We start from the raw sequence: 20,362 nt of genomic DNA, 5'->3' as shown, positions 1-20,362 counted from the left end.
TCAGCCTCCCGCGGGTTGCTTCTCGAGATCGGGCGTCAGCACGTCGATGTGGCGCACAGTGCGGCGGGCCAGCCCCCACAGGGCGGCGCCCGTGCCCAGGAGGCCGGCGATCAGCAGCATCGTCGCCATGCCGCTGCCCGGCCCGGTGCCCACCAGGGGCCGCAGCAGCCCCGGCAGGCCGGTGCCCGCGGCGGCCTGGGGTTCGAAGACGCCGTCGGCCAGCGGCCCGGACAGGGCCATGGCCACCGGGGAGGAGATCTGCGCGACGAACATGACGGCACCGAACACCCGGCCCTGCCGCTCCTTCGGCACCTTGGTCTGGATGACCGACTGCAGCGAGCCGTTGACGATCGGCATGATCAGCGCGCCCACGAGGATGGCCGCCGTCCACGCCACGACCCCGTGCACCATGGCCATGACGATCTGGGCGCTGAGGCACATGCCGACGACGCCGAGCATCATGCCGCGTACGCGGTTCTTCGGACCGCCCCAGGCGGCCAGCAGCAGCCCGCCCGTGATGCCACCCACGCCGATGCCGGCGTTCACGCTGGCCAGCGCGGAGACGTCGCTGCCCGTCCTGGCCAGGATCATGGGCTGCACGACGGCGAACCCGAACACCATCACCAGGTTCACGGTGAAGAAGACCAGGATCAGGCCGCGCAGGCTGGGCTCGGCGAACAGGTGGCGCAGCCCCTCCAGCGAGTCCGCCCCGAGCCGCTTGCGCTCGGAGGCCGAGCCGGGCGCGTCACCGGCCATGCGCACCACGCGCACGGTCACGAGCGCGACCGCGAAGCTCAGCAGGTCGATCCAGAGCACCGCGCCCAGCCCGCCGGTCACCACGAGCAGCCCGGCCAGCGCGGGACCTCCGACGTCGGCCACGCTCTTGGCGGTGGCCAGCAGCCCGTTGGCCCGCTGGAGCTGCTCCTTGTCCACCAGCAGCGGCACCGCCGAGGACAGGGCGGGGAACTGGAACGCCGCCGAGGCGCCGAGCAGCGCGACCGTCAGATAGACCTGCCAGAGGTGCAGGTCGCCGAGGAAGTACACGGCCGCCATGGCCCCGACGGCGACGAGACCGCCCGCGTCGGCCAGCTGCAGGGCGGTGCGCTTGCGGCACCGGTCGACGATGGCCCCGGCCGTGGGGCTCAGCAGCAGCTGGGGGAGCAGCGCGCAGAGCGACAGCGCCACGACCTGGGTGACCTGGTGCTCCACGGTCCATGCCTGGATGACCAGGGAAAAGCGCAGTACGGAATTACCGACGAGGGTGACGACCTGGCCCGACCAGACCACGCCGAATCTGCCCATTCCAGCAAATCGCTGGGTAAATCGGTTTTGCACGGACGATGGAGGTCCATCCAATTTTTGCCCCCGGAGGCCCTTCTGGTGAAAGGAACCTTGAATGCGTCCGGAGGATGTCCGGTCGTCTTCCACGTACCTTCACACACAGTTTCGGGTGGAGCAATAAGCTATTTGTGGTGTTGTAATTACGTCCTGTCAAAGGGCGAGGTCATGGAGGCGCAGCGCTTCGGCGGCCACCGCGTGGCGCAGTTCGCGGATGCCGTCGCGGCCCCGTACCGGGTGGACGGCGTTCGTCAGCAGCACCACCGTCAGGCGGCGCGCGGGATCGACCACCAGCGAGGTGCCGGTGAAGCCGGAGTGGCCGAAAGCGCCGGTCAGCGGCCCGACGATGGCCGGGTCGCCGATGCGCACGCCCAGCCCGTGGCGGAAGGGCGCGCCCTCGGCGCCCTGGTCGCGCCGCATCTCGGCCACGCTCTCCGGGCGCAGCACGGGCCCGCCGCCGAGCCGCAGCGCCTCGCCGAAGGCCAGCAGGTCCCCGGCCGTGGCGAACACTCCCGCGTGCCCCGCCACGCCGCCCAGCGCGTACGCCGTCTCGTCGTGCACCTCGCCGCGCACGCAGCCCGACGGGCCCGGCCCCTGGCGTTCCGGCTTCCACTCGGTGGCGGCGATCCGCGGCAGCGCCGCGGGCCGGTAGCCCGTGTCGGCCAGGCCCAGCACGCCCGTGACCCGCGCCCGGACCAGCGCGTCGAGCGGCGCTCCGCCGGCCAGCTCCGCGACCCGGCCCGCCATGACCATGCCGACGTCGCTGTACAGGTACGGGCCGCCGAAGGGGTGGGTGACCGGCGTGTCCAGCATCGCCGCCATGCGCGCGGAGGCGTCCGCGCCGGGCAGCTCCAGGTCGATGCGGCGGGTCGGGGTCAGGCCCGCCGTGTGGGTGAGCAGGCGGCGTGGCGTGATCCGGCCGTCGGCGCCCGGTATCCACGTGGCCACCGGCTCGTCCAGGCCGAGCCTGCCCTCCTCGGTCAGCGAGAGCAGGACGGCCGTGGTGAACAGCTTGCTGATCGAGGCCAGGTCGAAGATCGAGTCCCGCCGCGCGGGCGGGCGCTCCGGGGCCAGGCTCCCCTCGGCGTCGGTGTAGCGGACGAGCTCGCCGGTCGCGGCCGCGGCCGCCAGGCGGCCGTCCACGGCGATCAGCGCGACCGCGGCCGAGCACACGCGTGGCACCCCGTCCGCCAGGATCGACCCCAGTCGATCAGGCAGCCGATCACCCAGCCGATCACCCATCCCCGTCCCCCTCGTCCCCTCGTATCCGGCCCCTGCCCGATGCTCGCGGCGCCCGTCGTGCGCAGCGCCGTCGTGCGGGGCGCCGTCGTGCGGGGCGCCCGTCGTCCCGAGGCGCGTCCTGCGGGCGTGAGGCGTCCTGCGGGCGTGCGGCGCGTCCTGTGGGCGGCCGTGGCGCGTGGTGGGCCGCCCTCGCCGCGGCCCCTCGCCGCGCCGGACCGGTCAGCCGCTGAGCGCGTCGCTGAGGCGCTCCCCGTGCGACTCCAGCAGCGCGCGGGCCCCCTCGGCGTCGATCCCGTGCTGGATCATCAGCACGGCGATCTTCGCCTGGCCGCCGGACGCGTCCAGCGCCGCCTCGGCCGTCGCGCGGTCGGCGCCGGTGATGTCGCTGACCATGCGCAGCGCGCGCCCGGCCAGCTTGCTGTTCATCGCCGACATCTCGATCATCTTGTTCCCGTACGTACGGCCGAGCTTGACCATCGAGATCGTCGAGATCATGTTCAGCACGAGCTTCTGGGCCGTGCCCGCCTTGAGCCTGGTCGAGCCGGTCACCACCTCGGGACCCACGACGACCTCGATCGCGTGCTCGGCGGCGGCCGACAGCGGCGCGCCGTCGTTGCACGAAAGGCCCACGGTGAGCGCGCCCCGAGCGGACGCCTCGGCCAGCGCGCCGAGCACGAAGGGCGCCCGCCCGCTGGCGGACACGCCGACCACCGAGTCGAGCGGCCCCACCTCCAGGTCCTTCAACGCGGCGGCGCCCGCCTCGGCGTCGTCCTCCGCACCCTCGACGGACCGGGTGAGCGCGTCCGGCCCGCCCGCGATGACGCCCTGCACCAGCGACGGATCGGTGCCGAACGTGGGCGGGCACTCGCTGGCGTCGAGCACGGCCAGCCGACCCGACGTGCCGGCGCCGACGTACAGCAGCCGGCCGCCCTCGGCCATCCTGGCGGCGATCGCGTCGATGGCCGCCGAGATCGCCGGGATGACCACCGCGACGGCGGCGGGCACGGCGGCGTCGGCCTGGTTCATGAGCCGGGCGATCTGATCGGTCGGCAGCCGGTCGATCTGGCTGTAGCGAGGATCGCTCTGCTCGGTGGACAGCTCGGGTAGCGGATCAGTCATGACGCTAATTTCCACCCTCTCCTTCACACTTGTAAATATCTTTCAGACAATGGCTTTCATGCCACATGTACGAACCGGAGCCGAACGGCTGACCGCGGACCCCGCCCTCGCGGGCGGCGCCCGCCTCGGCCTGATCACGAACCCCACCGGAGTCCTTCCCGATCTCACCCCCACCCCCGAGGCGCTGCTGGCCGCCGGGCTGAACCTGACGGCCCTGTTCGGGCCCGAGCACGGCATGCGCGGCACCGCCCAGGCGGCCGGCAGCGAGGCCGACACCGTGGACGAGAAGACCGGGCTGCCGGTGTTCGACACCCACAAGCTCGAGGGCGAGGCGCTGGACCGGGTGGTCGCGGCCTCCGGCGTGGACACGCTGGTCTTCGACATCGCCGACGTGGGCACCCGGTTCTACACCTACGTCTGGACGATGTACGACCTGCTGGCCTCGGCCGCCCGCCTCGGGCTCCGGTTCGTGGTGCTGGACCGGCCCAACCCGCTCGGCGGGACGGTTCAGGAGGGGCCGCTGCTCGACCCCGCGTTCGCCAGCTTCGTGGGCCGCTTCCCGCTGCCGGTCCGGCACGGCAGGACGGCGGGGGAGCTGGCCACGCTGTTCGGGTTCGACGTGGACCTGCGCGTGGTCGAGATGGAGGGCTGGCGGCGCGACATGACGTTCGCCGAGACGGGGCTGCCGTGGGTGATGCCGTCGGTCAACATGCCGACCCCGGACACCGCGCTGGTCTACCCGGGCACCGGCCTGTTCGAGGGCACCAACTTCTCCGAGGGGCGCGGCACGACCAGGCCCTTCGAGCTGATCGGCGCCCCGTACGCGGACGCCGGGTTCGCCCCCGCGCTGGCCGCGCTGGACCTGCCGGGCGTGCGGTTCAGGGAGACGTGGTTCACGCCCACCTTCCACAAGCACGCGGGCGTCGCCGTGCGCGGCGTCCAGCTCCACGTGCACGACCGCGAGGCGTTCAGGCCCGTCCTGACGGGCCTGTCCATGCTGTACGTGGCCCGCACTCTCTATTTCCCGGACGACCTGCGCTGGTGGGGCCCCGACCTGTTCATGGACCACCTGTGGGGCTCCGACACGCTGACCCGCAGCCTGGACGCCGGCGAGGACCCCCGCGGCCTCTGCCCGCCACCGGGAACCCCTGAAGGACCACTGCTCTATTAGCGGCATCACGCCAGGTCGCGCCGGTAGAGCCAGAAGACGCGTTCCGCTCGCGCGCCGACGGCGTGCGAGTAGAACCGCAACGGCCCTACCCACCCGATCTGCGCGCTGGCCTGCCCGGCGGCCCGCTGGTCCGCCAGGCACCTGCGCAGCAGCACACGTCCCACGCCCAGCCCGCGGGCGTCCGGCGAGGTCCCCATCGGCCCGAACCAGCCGGGCCGGGCGCCCCAGGCGGCGAAGCCCAGGACGTGCCCGTCGCGCTCGGCGTAGTGCAGCCCGGCCGCGTGCGTGGCCTCCCAGGCCCAGCGCTCGTTCCAGTGCTTCCCGACGAACGCGGCGACGCGCTCCCGGTCATCACCGGCCTCGAGCACACGCACGCCGGCTTCCTCCAGGCGCCGCACCTCGTCCTCGACGGACAGGTCGGCGCTCAGGTCGGCCGTCATGTTCCAGGCCACGTCGTAGCGCTCGTAGCCGAGGCTCTCGGCCAGGCAGGCGGCGGCGGTGTAGCGTACGTCGATGCCCGGCCAGGCGTAGCACGGCGGGTTGCCGGCGAAGCGCGCCTGCCGCGCGCCTTGGTCCCGCAGCCACTCCTCGGCCGCCCGCACCAGCGCGCGCCCGCGGCCCTGCCCCTGCGCGGAGGGGTGCACGGCCAGCAGGTCGATGTGCCCGGCCGCCGGGTCCCCGGCCGACAGCGACGCCATCACCACGCCGCCGTCGGTGGCCAGCGCCGTCCAGCGCCGCTCCGCCGGAGGGCGCGCCAGGTAGCCGACCAGGCCGGCGGCCTCGTCGGCGTCCAGCGTCAGCGCGGCGGTGGCGACCTCGGCCGCCTCCGTCAGATCCGCGGCCAGATCCGCGGCCAGATCCGCGGCCAGATCCACGGCCCGGACAGCGTGGGACATCACACCTCGCTCATCGGGCGGGCGATCACGTTGCGGCGCTCGGGGTAGAAGCACGCGTGCTCCTGCGGCACCCCCTCGGTTCGGAGCCCGACTTCGTCGGCCTCCAAACCAATCGTGCTGTGTCTATTGGTGTTCTCGCGAGGCGAGAACACGTGCAGCAGCGGCCGCTCGGTCGTGCACCGCTCGCCCCTGAACGGGCAGCGGCGGGCGAACAGGCAGCCCTCGTCCGACTGGCTCTCGTCCAGCGACTCCAGCGGCGTCACCGGCTGCTCGCCGGGCTCCTCCAGGCCGTGCAGCACCGGGATCGCGGACAGCAGCGACTGCGTGTACGGGTGCACGGGATCGGCGATGACCGTGTCCACCGGGCCGCGCTCGACGACCTGGCCGCGGTAGATGACGTACAGCTCGCCGTCGTCCCCGATGTAGCGGGCCGTGGCGACGTCGTGCGTGATGAACAGCACGCTCACGCCGAGCCGCTCGCGCAGGTCCTTCAGCAGCGCCAGGATGCCCAGCCGCAGCGACACGTCGATCATCGAGACGGCCTCGTCCGCGACGAGCATCTCCGGGTCGACGGTCAGCGCGCGGGCGATGACCACGCGCTGCCGCATGCCGCCGGACAGCTGGTGCGGGTAGCGCGACAGCACCGTGCCGGGGTCGAGCCCCACCAGGGACAGCACCTCGGCCGCCCGCTCGTCGATCCACGACCCCGATCGCCCGGTCTGCTTGGCCCGCAGGCTCAGCGGGGCGTACAGCGTCTGGTGGATGGTCCTGGTCGGGTTCAGGGCCGAGTACGGGTCCTGGTGGATCATCTGGATCTTGCGGAAGTGCGGATGGCGCTGCTTGGGCTTGAGCGGCGACATGGAGACGCCGTCGATCAGGATCTCGCCCTCGTCGTAGTCCTCCAGCCCCGCGATGATCCGGCCCAGCGTGGTCTTGCCGCACCCGGACTCGCCGATGAACGAGGCCGCGCCGCCCTTCGGGATCGCGAAGTCGACACCGCGCAGCGCGCGCACCTCACGGGCGCCCAGCATCTTGCCGCGCTGCTTGAACGTCTTGACGACGCCGGTCCCAGTGATCATGCGTGCTCCTTCACGTTCGCGTTCACGGCCACGGCGTGGCAGGCCACGACCCTGGACCCGTCCGCGACCGCGTCCGGATCGACGGTGTCGCACACGTCCATGCGCAGCGGGCAGCGCTCCCTGAACACGCAGCCCTCCTTCGGCACGGTCGCCAGCGTCGGCGGCCGGCCCGGCAGTGCCCGGGCCTCGTCGATGTCGCCGACGAGCCGGGGGATGGCCTTGATCAGGCCCCTGGTGTAGGGGTGCTTCGGCGCGCCGAGCACCTCCCTGGTGGGGCCCTGCTCGACCAGCCGCCCGCCGTACATGACGGCCAGCCGGTCGGCCACCTCGGCCACCACGCCGATGTCGTGCGTGATGACGAGCGTGGTCAGCCCGCGCTCCGCGTGGACCTCGCGGACGATCTTCAGGATGTTCGCCTGGGTGATCATGTCGAGCGCGGTCGTGGGCTCGTCCAGCACCACCAGGTGGGCGTTGAGCACCAGCGCCAGCATGATGCCGACCCGCTGGCGCATGCCGCCGGACAGCTCGTGCTGGTGCGAGTCGAGCACCCTGGCCCCGTCCAGCCCCATCCGGCCGAGCAGCTCCTTGGCCTCGCGCACCAGGCCGCGCAGGTCTTCGACACCGTGCGAGCGGCCCAGGTCGAGCAGCTGCTTGCCGACCGTCTTGAGCGGGTTGAGGGAGTTCTGGGCGGCCTGGAAGACGTACCCGATGTGCTTGCCCCTGGCCTTGCGCAGCTGCTCGCCCTGCAGGCCGACCACGTCGCCGAGCCCGTCGATCTCGACGCTGCCCGCCGCGATCCTGCCGGGCGGCTGGACGGCGTTGAGCAGCGACAGGGCCAGCGTGGACTTGCCGGACCCCGACTCGCCGACGATGCCGGTGATCGAGCCGGGCTCCAGGGTCAGGCTGATGTTCCTGACGGCGGGCAGCTCGCCCGCGGGGGTCTTGTAGACGACCGTGAGGCCGTCGATGCGCACTCCCGGCGCCGTTTGAGTCACTTGCCTACTCCTCGCGCAGCCGGGGGTTGAAGATCTCGTCCATGGCGTCGACCACGAGCACGATGGCCAGCGTCAACAACAGGATCGCCAGCAACGGCCCGATGAGGAAGCCCAGCGCGCTCGGTACCGTGAGCGCCCCCGAGCGGAACACGGCCGTGTTGAGCATCTGTCCCCAGTTGTTCGACTCGTACGGCAGCACGCCCAGGAAGAACAGGCCGACCTGCGCGTAGACGCCGCCGGTGACCGCGATGAGCATGTTCATCGCGATGTACGGCGCCATGCTGGGCAGCAGCTCCTTGCTCACGATGTGCGTCGTGGACAGGCCGAGCCCGCGCGCCGCCTCGATGAAGCCCCGCTCGCGCAGCGACAGCGTCTGCGAGCGCACCGCGCGCGCCACGCCGCCCCAGCTGAGCAGTCCCAGCACCAGGCCCATCTGGATCGCGCTGCCGAACTTCCACACGGTGGAGAGCACCAGCAGCAGCGGCAGGCCGGGGATGGTCAGCTTCATGTCGGTGAGCCGCATGAGCACGTTGTCCCAGCGGCCCCGCTTGAAGCCGGAGAACAGCCCGATGCCGGCGCCCACGACCACGGTGATGACGGCGGTCACCAGCGCGGCCAGCAGCACGTACCGCGACCCGGTGACCACCAGGGCGATCACGTCCCTGCCCTGGTCGTCGGTGCCGAGCCAGTGCTCCCAGCTCGGCGGCCTGGTGATCGCGTTCGGGTCGCGGTCCAGCTGGGCGGGGTAGAACATCGGCCCGAACACGCCCATGAACACGAACCCGAGTATGAGCACGACGCCCACCATGCGGCTGGGCTTGCGCTTCATCACCCGCCACACGCCCGCCCAGAAGTTGCGGCGCATCGTGGCGCTCGTCGACGAGCCCTCCAGGAGCACGCTCATCCCGACACCTCCTCGCCGCTGCGGACCCGCGGGTCGATCACGGAGTAGAACAGGTCGGCGAGGATGTTCGCCACGATGATGGAGACCGTGATCAGCAGGAACGCCCCGCCCATCAGCGCGTAGTCACGCATGGTGATGCTGTCGAGGAGCAGCAGGCCCAGTCCCGGATAGTTGAAGATCCGCTCGATGAACACCGCGCCGCCGAGCAGCACGCCGAGCGAGAGCGCCAGGATCGTGAAGAGCGGCAGGATCGCGTTGCGCGCGATGTACCTGAAGATGATCGACCGCTTCATCCCGCGCAGCTCCGCCGCCAGGATGAAGTCGTCGCCGAGCACGGTCACCACGCTCGACTTCATCGCCAGGATCCATCCGCCGTAGGCCGCCAGCGCGTACGTCAGCACCGGCAGCACCGCGTGCTCGACCAGCGAGCCGATGTAGCCGGCGTTGAACCCGGGCTCGAACAGGATGTCCACGGGCCCGTCAGCCGGCAGGATCGGGATCAGCGTCGCGAAGATCGCGCTGAGCAGCAGGCCCAGCACGTACTGCGGCACGCCGTGCAGCAGCGACCCCGAGATGGCCAGGATGTCGCCGAGCTTGCCCGAGCGCTTGATGGCGGCGTAGACGCCCATCACGATGCCGACCAGGAAGCTGAGCAGCGTTCCCGCCAGCACCGGGATGACGGTCCACTTGGCCGCCTCACCCAGGACCTGGGTGACCGGCGCGCCCGCGTGGGTGACCGACTGGCCCAGGTCGAAGTGGAGCAGGCCGCCCATGTACTGGGTGTACTGCTCCCAGAGCGAGCCCTTCGGCTGGAACCCGTACAGCACGCGCGTCGCCTGCTCGGCCGTCTGGGGGTCCATGCCCGACTGGATCAGCTTCTGCACGTTCGCGGCGACCGGGTCGCCGGGAATGCTCCTTACGATGAAGAAGCTGATCGTGGCTACGACGAGGATCATGACGATCCCGCGGGCCAGGTGGCCCGCGAGTCGTCGTGCGATAGCTACCATGCGTTCTTTCTCTACTGCTTCGCCTTGATCAGGCCCAGCTGGATCCAGACGCCCGCGGGCAGGCGCAGGAGGTCGCTGTCCTGCTCCGGCCAGCCGGTGAACCGGCTGGTGTTGGTGAACTGCGTGTTCACGTAGTCCCAGAGCTGGATGGCCGGCAGGTCCTGGTTGGCCGTCTTGGCCAGCTGCAACATGATCGGCTTGGCCTGGTCGGCGGTGGCCGCGTTCAGCTTGGCCGTGAGCTCACCCGGGTTGACCTTGCCGACGCCCTGGACGTCGATCTCCTCGGCGCTGCCCATCCAGTTGCCGCCCTTGCCGGGGGCGCTGTGCGCGACCTTGCCGGCGACGTTGGTCCAGCCGTTGGAGGCGCCGTAGAGGCGCTGGAAGATGTCGTACGGCGCCGGGCCGAGCGCCATCAGCCAGAAGCCGACGTCGTACTTGCCGGCCGCGAGCTCCTCGAGGTAGACCGGGTAGTCCGCCGCGGTCACGACCTCGGCGTCCACGCCGTTCTCGATGAGCTGGCTCTTGATGTTCTCCTGAGCGGAGATCCAGTCGGAGAAGCCGGACGGCGCGTGCATGCTGACCTTCCACGGCGAGCCGTCGGCCAGCGCCCACTTGCCGCCCTTCTTCTGCAGACCGGCCTCCTTGAACTCGGCCTCCGCCTTGGCCACGTCGTGCTTGTACGGCTCAAGGGTCGACAGCTCGGAGCCGAGCCACTCCTGGGCGGGCTTCTGGTGGATGCCGGAGGTCGTCACGGCCGCGGTGCCGCCCTCGGGCGAGGCCACCTTGGTCACCTGGTCGCGGTCGATCAGGTAGGCCAGGCCGCGCCGCACGTGCACGTTGTCGTACGGCTTCTTCGACTGGTTGAACGCCAGGCCGACGGCCACCGGCGAGAAGCCCTTGATCAGCTGGGAGCCGGGAGCGTTCTTGATCCGGGTCATCACGTCCGTCGGAGCGGCGACGAAGCCGGAGTGGTCGAGCTTGCCGGCGGACAGGTAGTTCCAGATCTGCTCGTTGCCGCTGTAGTTGAGGAACTTCACCTGCGCGGGAGCGACGTTCGCGGCGTTGTAGAAGTTCTTGTTCTTGACCAGCAGCGCCTCGCCGGGGTTGACCCGCTCCAGCGTGAACGGCCCGGCCGAGACGTCCTTCGGCGGAGCGAAGGCGAGCACCTTCTGGCCGATGGCGAGGATCTCCTCGCGGTCCTTGTCGGCCTCGGCGCCGGTGCCCCTGGAGGCCTTGAGCTTGTCCCAGAAGTCGGCGGGCAGCAGGCTGCTCCAGACGTGCGCGGGCACGACCCAGTTGTCCATGACGCCCCGGGCGAACTTCATGCTCGGGTTCTTCATGTCCTGGGAGACCTTGACCGTCTTGTCGTCCACCACCTGGACGTCGGCCGCCACGCCCGCCGCGCCCGGCGTGATCGCGAACGCGGTGCTGCCGGTCGTGGAGGCCAGCCCCAGGGAGAGCTTGACGTCCTCGGCCGTCACCGGCTTGCCGTCGGACCACTTGGCGTTCGGCTGGATGTGGATGGTGACCGAGGAGTTGTCGGGAGCGATCTCCCAACTGGCGGCGATACCGGGGTAGAACTGGTTCGGGTCGGTCAGGTGGTTCTTGACCCAGCCCAGCTTCATCGCGTTGTAGCCGATGAAGGAGTTGCCCTTCGGCGCCCACGGGTTCGCCGGGCCGCTCGCGTCGATGCCGGGCCTGTTCACGTCGATCGTGGTGAAGAGCCCGCCGCCGCCGCCCGAGCCACTGGATTTGTTGGTGGAACCACCGCTGCACGCCGCTGTCGCGGTGGCAAGACCCAGCAACGCAACTACCGCTGCCAGTCGTTTCATTTGCCGCTCCGGGGAGATGTCGGGACCTGTCGATGATCTGTAGGGATTGACCGGACACTACGATCGCGCCCGACCCGCGTCAATAATCTCCAGTGGTTGTGAGGCTAATGTAACTTTCCTTCATCAGTGTGCGGAGTGGAGCTAAGCTCCGTCAAGTAATCGGTCAGCTCATCACCAAGACGGCCGCTCCGTTGACCTGGTCGTTCGCCAGATCGGTGAGCGCGCGGTCCGCCTCTTCCCACGGGTAGAGCGTCGTCGTCACGCGTGGCGGATGCGCCAGCGCCAGCTCCAGGTAGGCCCGCCCGTCGGCCCTCGTGTTGGCCGTCACGCTACGCAGCGTGCGCTCCTGGAAAAGATGCCGCTCGTAGTTCAGAACGGGCACATCGGTCAGATGAATTCCTGCGATGGCCAACGTGCCGCCCCGGTCGAGCGCTTCGAGCGCTGGTGGTACCAGGCTACCTACCGGTGCAAACAGGATGGCCGCGTCCAGCGGTTCGGGCGGTATGTCGCCCGCGGACGCGGCGCCCAGCTCGAGCGCGAGCGCCCTGGAGGCCGCGGATCTGGTCACCGCGTGCACGACGGCGCCCTGGGCGATGGCGGCCTGCGCCGTCAGGTGGGCCGAGGCCCCGAACCCGTAGATCCCCAGCCGCCCGCCCGGCGGCAGATCGCAGCGCAGCAGCGCCCGGTAGCCGATGATCCCGGCGCACAGCAGCGGCGCCAGCCGCTCGGCGGGCACGTCCTCGGGCAGGGGGTAGACGTAGTCGCGGGGCGCGACGAGGTAGCCGGCGTACCCGCCGTCGGCGTCCCACCCCGTATAAGCGGAGCGCGGGCAGAGGTTCTCCGTCCCCCGCAGGCAGTAGCGGCACGTGCCGCAGGTGGAGCGGAGCCAGGCCACGCCCACCCGTTCGCCCGTGCCCTCCACCCGCCCCACCACCTGGTGTCCGGGCGTGGTCCGCGGCCGGCGCGGCTGGAGGTCGCCCTCCGCCAGATGCAGGTCCGTACGGCAGACGCCGCACGCCTCGACCCGTACCAGGACCTCGCCGGGCCCCGGCTCGGGCACGTCGCGCTCGACGAGCTCCAGCGGCCGCGTCGCCATCGGCCCCGGCTCGGCCACCACCCACGCCCGCATGGTCACGACAGCCTGGCGTGGGCGAGCGAGGCGTAGAGCGCGGCTCCGTCGGGCAGCACGGAGTCGTCGAAGATCGCCTCGGGGGAGTGGTTGTAGGGGGCGGTGGCCGGGTCCCGGTCAGGCGGGCATGCGCCCAGGAACACGAACGCGCCGGGCACCTCCTCCAGCACGTACGAGAAGTCCTCCGAGCCCATGACCGGCTGCGGCGACACGAAATACCGTCCGGGACCGAACAACTCGTCGGCCGTCCTGCCCACGAACGCGGCCTCGCTCTCGTTGTTCACCGTCACGGGGTAGCCCATCCCGAACGACGCCTCGACCTCCAGCCCGTGCGCCGCCGCGATGCCCTGCACCACCTCCACCAGCCGCCGCTTGACCTTCGTCCGGGTGTCCTTGCTGAACGTGCGCACCGTGGCCTCGAACCGGGCCTCGTCGGGGATCACGTTGTCCGCCGACCCGCCGTGGAAGCTGCCCACCGTCACCACCACCGGGTCGAACACGTCGAACCCCCTGGTCACCATGGTCTGCAGCGCCGTCACCATCTCGCAGCCCGCCTGGATCGGGTCGAGCGAGCGGTGCGGGCTGGAGCCGTGCCCGCCGCGCCCCTTGACCGTCACGAGGAACGTGTCCGCCGCCGCCATGATCGGCCCCGGCCGCGACGCGAACAGCCCCGGCGGCAGCATCGCGGAGACGACGTGCATCCCGTACGCCGCCACGGGCCGCGCGCCCGCCGCATCGAGCACGCCCTCGCCGATCATGTGCTTGGCGCCCTCGTAGCCCTCCTCGCCCGGCTGGAACATGAAGATGACGTCACCCGCGAGCTCCGCACGCCGCGCGCTCAGCAGCCGCGCCGCCCCCGCCAGCATCGCGGTGTGCAGGTCGTGCCCGCACGCGTGCATCTGACCGGGGAGCTGCGAGGTGTAGGGCAGGTCGTTCTTCTCCGCCACGGGCAGCGCGTCCATGTCCCCGCGCAGCAGCACGGCCGGTCCTGGCCTGCCGCCCCTCAGCACCGCCGTGACGGAGCTGAGCGAGGTGCCCGTCTTGACCTCCAGCGGCAGGCCCTCCAGCGCGGCCAGGACCTTCTCCTGCGTACGCGGCAGCTGCAGGCCCAGCTCAGGCGTGGTGTGCAACGAGTGACGGAGCTCGACGAGCTCGTCCCGGATATCAAGCGCTTCTTCAGTGAATGTCATGAAGAACATTGTTCATGCGGGGGGCGGGAAGTCGAAAGGGCGCGCTCGCTACGATGAGCAGGTGACTGAGCGCAAGCGGATCGATTCCTGGTTGTCAGACATGGACGGCGTCCTCGTCCACGAGGGGCGCCCGGTCCCCGGGGCGGACGAGTTCATCAAGCGGCTCAGCGAGTCGGGCAAGCGGTTCCGGGTCCTGACGAACAACTCGATCTACACTCCGCGCGACCTGTCGGTGCGCCTGGCCGGGGCGGGCCTCGAGGTGCCCCCCGACTCCATCTGGACCTCCGCGCAGGCCACCGCCCAGTTCCTCGACGACCAGCGCTCGGGCGGCTCGGCGTACGTGATCGGCGAGGCGGGCCTGACGACGGCGCTGCACCAGGTCGGCTACGTGCTCACCGACCTCGACCCCGACTACGTCGTGCTCGGCGAGACCCGCACCTACAGCTTCACCCAGATCACCCGGGCCATCCGCCTCATCGAGGGCGGCGCCCGCTTCATCGCCACCAACCCCGACCCCATCGGCCCTTCCACCGAGGGCTCGCTGCCGGCCTGCGGCGCCGTGGCCGCCCTCATCACCAAGGCCACCGGCGTCGCCCCCTACTTCGTCGGCAAGCCCAACCCCCGCATGATGCGCAGCGCACTCAACGAGATCGAGGGCCACAGCGAGACGACCGCCATGATCGGCGACCGCATGGACACCGACATCGTCTCCGGCATGGAGGCGGGCCTGTTCACGATCCTGGTCCTCACCGGCGTCACCCAGCGCGAGGAGATCGACCGCTTCCCCTACCGCCCCTCGCTGGTGGTCGACTCGGTGGCCGACCTCATCGACCTCATCTGAACCTGACCCGTTCTGACAGGTACGGATGGCACGCTGGTACGCCATGACCCGCGTTTACCTGGAAACCGGTCCGAAGAAGGTGTTCGCCTGCTCGCTCGACTGGCCCGGCTGGTGCCGCGTCGCCAAGGGCGAGGAGGCCGCTCTGGACCTGCTCATGGAGTACGAGCCCCGCTACGGCGTGATCGCCGCGCGAGCCGGGCTGGAGTTCTCGCCGGGCGACCCGGTGGTGGTGGCGCGGGTCCCCGGCAGCGAGATGACGGACTTCGGCGCGCCGTACGCGGTCCCCGACCTGGACGAGGAGCCCCTGCCGGCGGCGGAGGCGGAACGCGGCGTGGCCCTGCTGCGGGCGGCCTGGGCCCTCTTCGACGAGACCGCCGCCCTCTCATCGGAGGACCTCCGCAAGGGCCCGCGCGGCGGTGGGCGTGACCTGTCACGCGTCGTCGACCACGTGCTGAACGCCGAGCGCGCCTACGCCAGGAAAGTGGACGTCCGCCACAAGCCGTACAAGTCGCCCGGCGACCGCGACGCGATGCGGGCGGAGCTGGCCGACGTCCTGTCCCGTCCGTGGGAGCCGCCCCGGACCACCGGCTGGCCGCCGCGCTACGCGCTGCGCCGCCTCGCCTGGCACGTCATCGACCACCTCTGGGAGATCGAGGACCGTCGCTAGCACGGGCAAGGCAAAGAATCGACCCCGATTTCACCGAGCTGCGCCCAAGCTCGCTCACTGACTGCAACCATATGGCTACTGAAAGCGGGGGCGGTGGCCAAGGCCCGCCGCGTCCCATCCAGCAAGCGCAAAGGTGTCACTCGCTCCCCGGCCTGAAGGCCGGGGCTCGCCCCGCCTGATGGGGCGGGCCGGAGTGACCAGACCCAGCCATCACCGATAGGGAGGTGACCTTGGTGGCTACGTTGGACACACGTCAGCAGATCCACTCCGCCGTGCTTCCTCAGCGGCGGACTCTGGAATCCGCGTCAGCAGACAACCCAGGAGCAGGGACGAAACGGGGCGCGGACGCCGTTAGGCAGCGGAGTGCCAACATGGTCGAGGGGAGACCCGAACGGCTTCACCTGGTCGTACGGGCGTCACCCGCGCAAGCGGAGAACAAGGTCGTGAGACCACACCCCGTGGCACCCCGCACGCTTTCTGGCTGCGGGGTGGCACGGAACTCCTTGACGCCGGTTGTATCCCCAGAGCAGAAAGTCCGATGACGGGTGGACGTACAGGCGGAGATTCTTGACCTGAAGCTCCGTGTCGAAGGTCTCGAGACGTGCGGCCGGCTCACCGGCGCCGATGGCGAGCAGCACCTCCTTCACGAGATCAACGAACGCGGCAAGCGCCTGGAGGCGGAGATCGCCGCCGTGAAGGCGCAGCTGGTGACGGCGCGCACCGAGACGATCGAGCAGTTCGCGGCCGTCGACGTGGAGGTCGCGGCCATCCGGCGGGAGGTCAACGCCCACTTCGTCGCCTCGTCCGGCGCGGACGACTACATCCCGACGCGGATAGCCGACGAGTTCGCGACCGTGCGTTCGGAGATCGGGCAGGAGTTCGAGTCGGTGCGGTCCGAGCTGCTCGATCTGAGCATCAAGCTCGATCGCCTGCTGAAGGACGACTGCATGTGAGCCGGCGGCTATCCCAGCTTCCGCAGCACCACGCCGAACAGGCGATCCGCCGTCATGTATCCGGCGAGGCGGGAGTCGTACGAGCGGTCCGGATTGTCGCCCAGCATCACCAGGCGCCCGGCCGGCACCCGCGTGCCCGGCGCGGTGCGCAGGGCGGGGACGGTGTCGCGCGGTATCGGGTCGCCCGGCACGGCCGCGACGCGCTTGATGATCCAGCGCGGGCTCAGGCTCATCTCGTCGGGTGCGCTCGGGCGCTCGCCGGACGGGGCATGGGGGGAGCCGCTGAGCACGGCGACCTGCCCGGCGCGCAGTGAGTCCGGCGGCGTCCGCCGGACGAGCACGCGCTCGCCGGGCCGGTACGACGGCAGCATGCTCTCCCCTTCGACGGTCACCACCAGATACCGGCGGCGCAGCAGGACGACGGTGAGGGCGACCCCGGCGACGGCGATGAGAGCGAGGCCGGCGATCATCGCGGCGCTCCTGCCGTCTCGGGGGCGGCCGGACCCGCCTCGTCCAGGTAGCCGGCCGCCTGCCGGTTGAACAGCTGAGCGTACGTGCCGCCCTCGGCCAGCAGCGCGGCATGCGTGCCCTCCTCGGCGACGACGCCGTCGGTCAGCACCACGATCCGGTCGGCGTCACGGACCGCGCCGAGGCGGTGGGAGATGACCACGCTGGTGCGTCCTGACCGCAGCCTCGCGAGCTGACTGTGCACCTCGTGCTCGGCCTCCGGGTCCAGGCCGGCGCTGGGCTCGTCGAGGATCATCAGGTCCCGGTCGCGGCGCAGGAACGCCCTGGCGAGCGCCAGCCGCTGCCACTGCCCGCCGGAGAGCAGCACACCCTGCTCCTGCTCCTCTTCCTCGTCGGCGGGGAATCCGCGGCTCAGCAGCGTGCGATAGCCGTACGGCAGGGCCGCGACGGTGTCGTGGACGCCTGCGTCCCGCGCTGCCTGTTCGATCCGGGCCTGGTCCTGCGCGGCGGGGAGGTCACCGACCGCGATGTTGTCGGTCGCCGTCAGCTCGTACGACACGAAGTCCTGGAAGACGGCGCCGATCCGGGCGCGCAGCGTCTCCGGCGGCACGTCGCGGAGGTCCACGCCGTCCCACAGGATCGCCCCGCGGGTCGGGTCGTAGAACCGGCACAGCAGCTTCACCAGCGTGCTCTTGCCTGCGCCGTTCCGGCCGACCAGCGCGACCGTCTCACCGTTGGGAACGAACAGATCGACGCCGCGCAGGATCCACGGATGGTCCGGGCCGTAGCGGAACCAGACGTCACGTAGCTCGATGCCCCGGCGCAAGGGCGGCAGCGACCGGCCTGGGGACGGCGCCGGCAGGCCGGAGTCGGCTGACACGATCGTGACGTGGTGGTGGAACATCAACAACTGCTCGTACACCATCACGCCGGCCGACACCATGACGTTCAGCGCCGCCTGCACACCGGCGACGGCCGCCACGAACATCGACACGTCGCCGACGCTGAGCTGCCCGCGGCCGGCCGCGAGGATCGTCCAGACCAGTCCCGCGCCGGCCACGATCGCCGACGCGCCCGACAGGCTCGCCTGCACGGAGAACTCCCGCAGGTCCATCCGGCGGCGAGCGGCGTTGGCGGTCCGCAGCTCGGCCAGCATGCGAAGACGCAGGAAGGCGCCGAGGTCGAAGAGCCGGATCTCCTTGGCGGCATCCGTGGTCGACATCAGGTGCGCGTAGAACAGCTCGCGGCGCTCGGCCGGCCCGATCCGCCACAGCATCGCGACCCGCTGCCGCGACATCCGCAGCTCGATGATCAGAGCAGGTACGGCCGACAGCAGGACCACGACGGTGAACGCGGGGTTGATCAGCGCCAGGGAGCCGACGAACCCGGCGACGGTCACCGCGCCGCGTGCGACGGAGAGCGCGGTGTCCACCAGCCTGCCCGGGTTGCTCGCGCTCTGCTCGGCCAGGCGCAGCCGGTCAAGGAAGGCGGGGCTCTCGAACGGGGCCAGTCCCGTGACGCGGCAGACCGCCGCGAACAGCTCCTCCTTGGCGCGCAGCGCGGTGCGGCGGTCCACCTCGGCGCGCAGGTAATGTCCGGCGTGCGTCGCCGCCGTGGCGACGGCGGTGACGACGGCGATCGTCACCGCCAGGTTGAGCAGCGCGCTCGTCTGCCCTCGCGCCACCCCGTCCAGCACGGCCTTGGTCAGCCAGGCCACGGCGACCGGCGTGGCCGAGCCCACCAGAGTGACCGCCAGGTAGCCGAGGACATGGATCGGCGCGGACCGCCACACCATTGCGGCGGCGCGTACCGCGTTCCGTGCCAGCTCCCGCCGTGTCGGTGCCGGCTCGCTCACGCGGGCGACCCGGCCGGCAACCGGGAGATCTCAGGCGCCACCGCGAGCAGCTTGCCGTCCGTGGCCACCTGGAGGAAGGTCGGGAACGACTGCACGCCGAACGCGTCGCTCACAGCACTGTCCACGATCACTTGTGCCACGGGCTGCAACGTGGTGACCATCTCAGCGGGGTCACCCGATCGGTTGTCGACCACCGCCAGCACCCGAGACCGGTCCTGGCCGGCAGCCCACGAGGCGAAGGCGGGAAGCTTCTCGTGGCAGCCGCTGCAATCGGGCGACAGGAACGCGACCACGGTCCCGTCCGGCAGGAGCTCCCGGGTGAGACGGGTCCCGTCCACGGTCGTCGCCTCGAAATCGCCGACGACGTCGCCAGGGGACAGCTGCCTGCCTCCCCCGAGAGGGCCGCCCATCAGATCGACGGCTTCATACAGTCCGTCCAGCAGCTTGGTGTGCTCCCGAAGCCGCCGGACCACGCCGAGCGTCAACACCAGATCCACGAGGCACAGTGCGCCGACCAGGGCTACGACGGCGATCAGATAGGGCATGGGACACCTCCATGTGAGGGGCCCGGCCGACCTTCCAGCCGGGCACCCGATAAACAAGCGGTTATGAGCAGTAGATGTATGACTTGCAACCGCCGCAGGAGACGTGACCGTTCGGGTAGTAGCAGCAGTACTTCGCGGTGAACGCCGGGAAGCTGCAGCACTGGTAGCCGCAGTCGGTCGCCCGGGCCACCGTGTGCGGTGCGATCCGCTCGAGGAGCCGGTCGGCCATTCTGGTCACGACGCGCATGAACCATTTCCTTTCGGTTGTTCTGGCGGGCCAGTGCCCGCCCGTGCGGCAGCGGTCACGCCGGTTCACGCCGCTGTCCCGCCGCCGGTCGCAGCCTGCGCCAGAGCTCTGAGCGATTTCTCAACGAATTCTCAACGGCCCGGATCTCCGCAGCTCACGGCCGGTCGTAGGCGGCGATGCGGTCGCGGACCTTCGCCGCCCGCTCGTCGTCGAGGGCGTCGAAGAGTTCCGCCGCGCGCTTCCACGCGTCGAGCGCGGCCGCGGTGTCACCCGTCCGCACGTGCGTCTCGCCCAGGCGGACCAGCGTCTCACCGGCGGCGTGCGGGTCGTCGCAGTCGCGCAGCAGCTCCGCCGCCTTCTCGAAGCACGTCACCGCCTCCGCGAAGTCGCCTTTGAGGTGCAGCACGTGGGCGACGCTGTCCCAGGCGTGCCCCTCGCCCTGGGCGTATCCGAGGTCGGCCAGGATCCGCTGGGCTCTGCGGCAGTCGGCCAGCGCCTCGTCGTACTCGCCGATCTCGGCTCGCAGCCATCCGGCGTTGTTCAGCGCCCGCGCCTCGCCGACGACGTCCCCGGCCTGCCGGAACAGTTCCAGCGCGTGCAGCGCGTGGCCCAGCGCCGCGCCGGGCCGCGCCCGGCTCAGCACGACGGACAGGCCCAGGCGCACGTGGGCGTGCAGGACCGGTTCGCCGAGATCCCGGTGCAGCTCGACCGCGTGCTCGAAGTGCTCGACCGCCTCGCCGTCGCGGCCGAGTCTGGCGTGGGCGCGGGCGATGCTGTTGTGGCAGCGGGCCCGCGCCAGCTGGTCGCCGAGCCGTACGGCCGCGTCCAGCGCCACCCCCTGGACGCGCAGGATCTCCTCCCAGAGGCCGCGGCGCTGCATGAAC

General features: G+C 70.9%; 20 protein-coding genes. 4 read left to right on the top strand and 16 right to left on the bottom strand.

The features are described from left to right. The 3 genes from AB0J64_RS32810 to murQ all read right to left on the bottom strand — a co-directional run bounded on the left by AB0J64_RS32810 (position 1) and on the right by murQ (position 3,699). Positions 1–1,302, bottom strand: coding sequence for an MFS transporter (locus AB0J64_RS32810; protein ID WP_364035517.1), 1,302 nt, complete (start codon positions 1,300–1,302; stop codon positions 1–3). Positions 1,303–1,491: 189 nt separating this feature from the next. Continuing rightward, positions 1,492–2,580: a serine hydrolase domain-containing protein gene (locus tag AB0J64_RS32805; RefSeq protein ID WP_364035514.1), complete on the bottom strand. Its 1,089-nt coding sequence runs from the start codon at positions 2,578–2,580 to the stop codon at positions 1,492–1,494. A 219-nt stretch (positions 2,581–2,799) separates the two neighbouring features. Further along, entirely contained in the window at positions 2,800–3,699 is a 900-nt protein-coding gene (murQ, locus tag AB0J64_RS32800; RefSeq protein ID WP_357604802.1) for an N-acetylmuramic acid 6-phosphate etherase, read from the bottom strand. A gap of 58 nt (positions 3,700–3,757) precedes the next feature. On the opposite strand from murQ, the gene AB0J64_RS32795 reads away from it, so the two are divergent. Further along, positions 3,758–4,870, top strand: coding sequence for a DUF1343 domain-containing protein (locus AB0J64_RS32795; protein WP_364035510.1), 1,113 nt, complete (start codon positions 3,758–3,760; stop codon positions 4,868–4,870). Between the two features lie 5 nt (positions 4,871–4,875). Here AB0J64_RS32795 and AB0J64_RS32790 read toward each other — a convergent pair whose 3' ends face one another. The 8 genes from AB0J64_RS32790 to AB0J64_RS32755 form a co-directional block, all read right to left on the bottom strand. Next, entirely contained in the window at positions 4,876–5,766 is an 891-nt protein-coding gene (locus tag AB0J64_RS32790; RefSeq protein WP_364035507.1) for a GNAT family N-acetyltransferase, read from the bottom strand. Beyond that, the gene (locus tag AB0J64_RS32785) at positions 5,766–6,845 is read right to left on the bottom strand and encodes an ABC transporter ATP-binding protein (RefSeq protein WP_364035504.1); all 1,080 of its coding nucleotides are present in this window, start codon (positions 6,843–6,845) and stop codon (positions 5,766–5,768) included. Before AB0J64_RS32785 ends, AB0J64_RS32790 begins: the two co-directional genes overlap by 1 nt. Then, a complete protein-coding gene (locus AB0J64_RS32780; RefSeq protein ID WP_364035501.1) occupies positions 6,842–7,840 on the bottom strand; it encodes an ABC transporter ATP-binding protein in 999 nt (332 codons plus the stop codon). The genes AB0J64_RS32785 and AB0J64_RS32780 overlap by 4 nt, the downstream gene beginning before the upstream one ends. Positions 7,841–7,844: 4 nt before the next feature. Beyond that, positions 7,845–8,744 (bottom strand): ABC transporter permease, encoded by a 900-nt coding sequence (locus AB0J64_RS32775; protein ID WP_364035498.1) that lies wholly within the window; start codon positions 8,742–8,744, stop codon positions 7,845–7,847. After that, positions 8,741–9,751: an ABC transporter permease gene (locus AB0J64_RS32770; RefSeq protein WP_364035495.1), complete on the bottom strand. Its 1,011-nt coding sequence runs from the start codon at positions 9,749–9,751 to the stop codon at positions 8,741–8,743. The genes AB0J64_RS32775 and AB0J64_RS32770 overlap by 4 nt, the downstream gene beginning before the upstream one ends. Positions 9,752–9,762: 11 nt before the next feature. Then, positions 9,763–11,583, bottom strand: a complete 1,821-nt coding sequence (locus AB0J64_RS32765; protein WP_364035492.1) for an ABC transporter substrate-binding protein — start codon at positions 11,581–11,583, stop codon at positions 9,763–9,765. Positions 11,584–11,746: 163 nt separating this feature from the next. Then, positions 11,747–12,712: a zinc-dependent alcohol dehydrogenase family protein gene (locus AB0J64_RS32760; protein WP_364035655.1), complete on the bottom strand. Its 966-nt coding sequence runs from the start codon at positions 12,710–12,712 to the stop codon at positions 11,747–11,749. Positions 12,713–12,714: 2 nt separating this feature from the next. After that, complete coding sequence (locus tag AB0J64_RS32755; RefSeq protein WP_364035489.1) at positions 12,715–13,902, bottom strand: M20 family metallopeptidase; 1,188 nt, start codon at positions 13,900–13,902, stop codon at positions 12,715–12,717. A 100-nt stretch (positions 13,903–14,002) separates the two neighbouring features. Between AB0J64_RS32755 and AB0J64_RS32750 the strand changes: the two genes are divergently transcribed. The 3 genes from AB0J64_RS32750 (at position 14,003) to AB0J64_RS32740 (ending at position 16,363) form a co-directional block, all read left to right on the top strand. Continuing rightward, complete coding sequence (locus tag AB0J64_RS32750; RefSeq protein WP_364035652.1) at positions 14,003–14,743, top strand: HAD-IIA family hydrolase; 741 nt, start codon at positions 14,003–14,005, stop codon at positions 14,741–14,743. Positions 14,744–14,786: 43 nt separating this feature from the next. Continuing rightward, positions 14,787–15,410, top strand: coding sequence for a hypothetical protein (locus AB0J64_RS32745; protein ID WP_364035486.1), 624 nt, complete (start codon positions 14,787–14,789; stop codon positions 15,408–15,410). Between the two features lie 545 nt (positions 15,411–15,955). Beyond that, the gene (locus AB0J64_RS32740) at positions 15,956–16,363 is read left to right on the top strand and encodes a hypothetical protein (protein ID WP_364035483.1); all 408 of its coding nucleotides are present in this window, start codon (positions 15,956–15,958) and stop codon (positions 16,361–16,363) included. 8 nt (positions 16,364–16,371) lie between these two features. Here the strand turns inward: AB0J64_RS32740 and AB0J64_RS32735 are convergent, their stop codons facing one another. From AB0J64_RS32735 to AB0J64_RS32715, 5 genes are all read right to left on the bottom strand, one after another. After that, on the bottom strand, positions 16,372–16,833 hold the full coding sequence (locus AB0J64_RS32735; protein WP_364035480.1) for a S26 family signal peptidase: 462 nt from the start codon (positions 16,831–16,833) through the stop codon (positions 16,372–16,374). Further along, entirely contained in the window at positions 16,830–18,686 is a 1,857-nt protein-coding gene (locus tag AB0J64_RS32730; RefSeq protein WP_364035477.1) for an ABC transporter ATP-binding protein, read from the bottom strand. The genes AB0J64_RS32735 and AB0J64_RS32730 overlap by 4 nt, the downstream gene beginning before the upstream one ends. Continuing rightward, positions 18,683–19,231 (bottom strand): hypothetical protein, encoded by a 549-nt coding sequence (locus AB0J64_RS32725; protein WP_364035474.1) that lies wholly within the window; start codon positions 19,229–19,231, stop codon positions 18,683–18,685. The genes AB0J64_RS32730 and AB0J64_RS32725 overlap by 4 nt, the downstream gene beginning before the upstream one ends. Positions 19,232–19,292: 61 nt before the next feature. Next, on the bottom strand, positions 19,293–19,478 hold the full coding sequence (locus AB0J64_RS32720) for a hypothetical protein (RefSeq protein WP_364035471.1): 186 nt from the start codon (positions 19,476–19,478) through the stop codon (positions 19,293–19,295). Between the two features lie 154 nt (positions 19,479–19,632). Then, on the bottom strand, positions 19,633–20,362 hold a 730-nt coding region (locus tag AB0J64_RS32715), incomplete at its 5' end, for a tetratricopeptide repeat protein (RefSeq protein WP_364035468.1).

It is taken from the genome of Nonomuraea sp. NPDC049695 (assembly GCF_040674955.1).
Taxonomy (GTDB): Bacteria; Actinomycetota; Actinomycetes; order Streptosporangiales; family Streptosporangiaceae; genus Nonomuraea; species Nonomuraea helvata.
The sequence above is the reverse complement of the archived record's forward strand: the minus strand, read 5'-3'. Positions and strand labels throughout refer to the sequence as shown.

What these genes read in the sequence shown, in the direction of transcription:
- AB0J64_RS32810 (WP_364035517.1), bottom strand. Translation starts at nt 1,302, where the DNA reads ATGGGCAGATTCGGCGTGGTCTGGTCGGGCCAGGTCGTCACCCTCGTC.
- AB0J64_RS32805 (WP_364035514.1), bottom strand. Translation starts at nt 2,580, where the DNA reads ATGGGTGATCGGCTGGGTGATCGGCTGCCTGATCGACTGGGGTCGATC.
- murQ (WP_357604802.1), bottom strand. Translation starts at nt 3,699, where the DNA reads ATGACTGATCCGCTACCCGAGCTGTCCACCGAGCAGAGCGATCCTCGC.
- AB0J64_RS32795 (WP_364035510.1), top strand. Translation starts at nt 3,758, where the DNA reads ATGCCACATGTACGAACCGGAGCCGAACGGCTGACCGCGGACCCCGCC.
- AB0J64_RS32790 (WP_364035507.1), bottom strand. Translation starts at nt 5,766, where the DNA reads ATGTCCCACGCTGTCCGGGCCGTGGATCTGGCCGCGGATCTGGCCGCG.
- AB0J64_RS32785 (WP_364035504.1), bottom strand. Translation starts at nt 6,845, where the DNA reads ATGATCACTGGGACCGGCGTCGTCAAGACGTTCAAGCAGCGCGGCAAG.
- AB0J64_RS32775 (WP_364035498.1), bottom strand. Translation starts at nt 8,744, where the DNA reads ATGAGCGTGCTCCTGGAGGGCTCGTCGACGAGCGCCACGATGCGCCGC.
- AB0J64_RS32770 (WP_364035495.1), bottom strand. Translation starts at nt 9,751, where the DNA reads ATGGTAGCTATCGCACGACGACTCGCGGGCCACCTGGCCCGCGGGATC.
- AB0J64_RS32765 (WP_364035492.1), bottom strand. Translation starts at nt 11,583, where the DNA reads ATGAAACGACTGGCAGCGGTAGTTGCGTTGCTGGGTCTTGCCACCGCG.
- AB0J64_RS32760 (WP_364035655.1), bottom strand. Translation starts at nt 12,712, where the DNA reads ATGCGGGCGTGGGTGGTGGCCGAGCCGGGGCCGATGGCGACGCGGCCG.
- AB0J64_RS32755 (WP_364035489.1), bottom strand. Translation starts at nt 13,902, where the DNA reads ATGACATTCACTGAAGAAGCGCTTGATATCCGGGACGAGCTCGTCGAG.
- AB0J64_RS32750 (WP_364035652.1), top strand. Translation starts at nt 14,003, where the DNA reads ATGGACGGCGTCCTCGTCCACGAGGGGCGCCCGGTCCCCGGGGCGGAC.
- AB0J64_RS32745 (WP_364035486.1), top strand. Translation starts at nt 14,787, where the DNA reads ATGACCCGCGTTTACCTGGAAACCGGTCCGAAGAAGGTGTTCGCCTGC.
- AB0J64_RS32735 (WP_364035480.1), bottom strand. Translation starts at nt 16,833, where the DNA reads ATGATCGCCGGCCTCGCTCTCATCGCCGTCGCCGGGGTCGCCCTCACC.
- AB0J64_RS32725 (WP_364035474.1), bottom strand. Translation starts at nt 19,231, where the DNA reads ATGCCCTATCTGATCGCCGTCGTAGCCCTGGTCGGCGCACTGTGCCTC.
- AB0J64_RS32720 (WP_364035471.1), bottom strand. Translation starts at nt 19,478, where the DNA reads ATGCGCGTCGTGACCAGAATGGCCGACCGGCTCCTCGAGCGGATCGCA.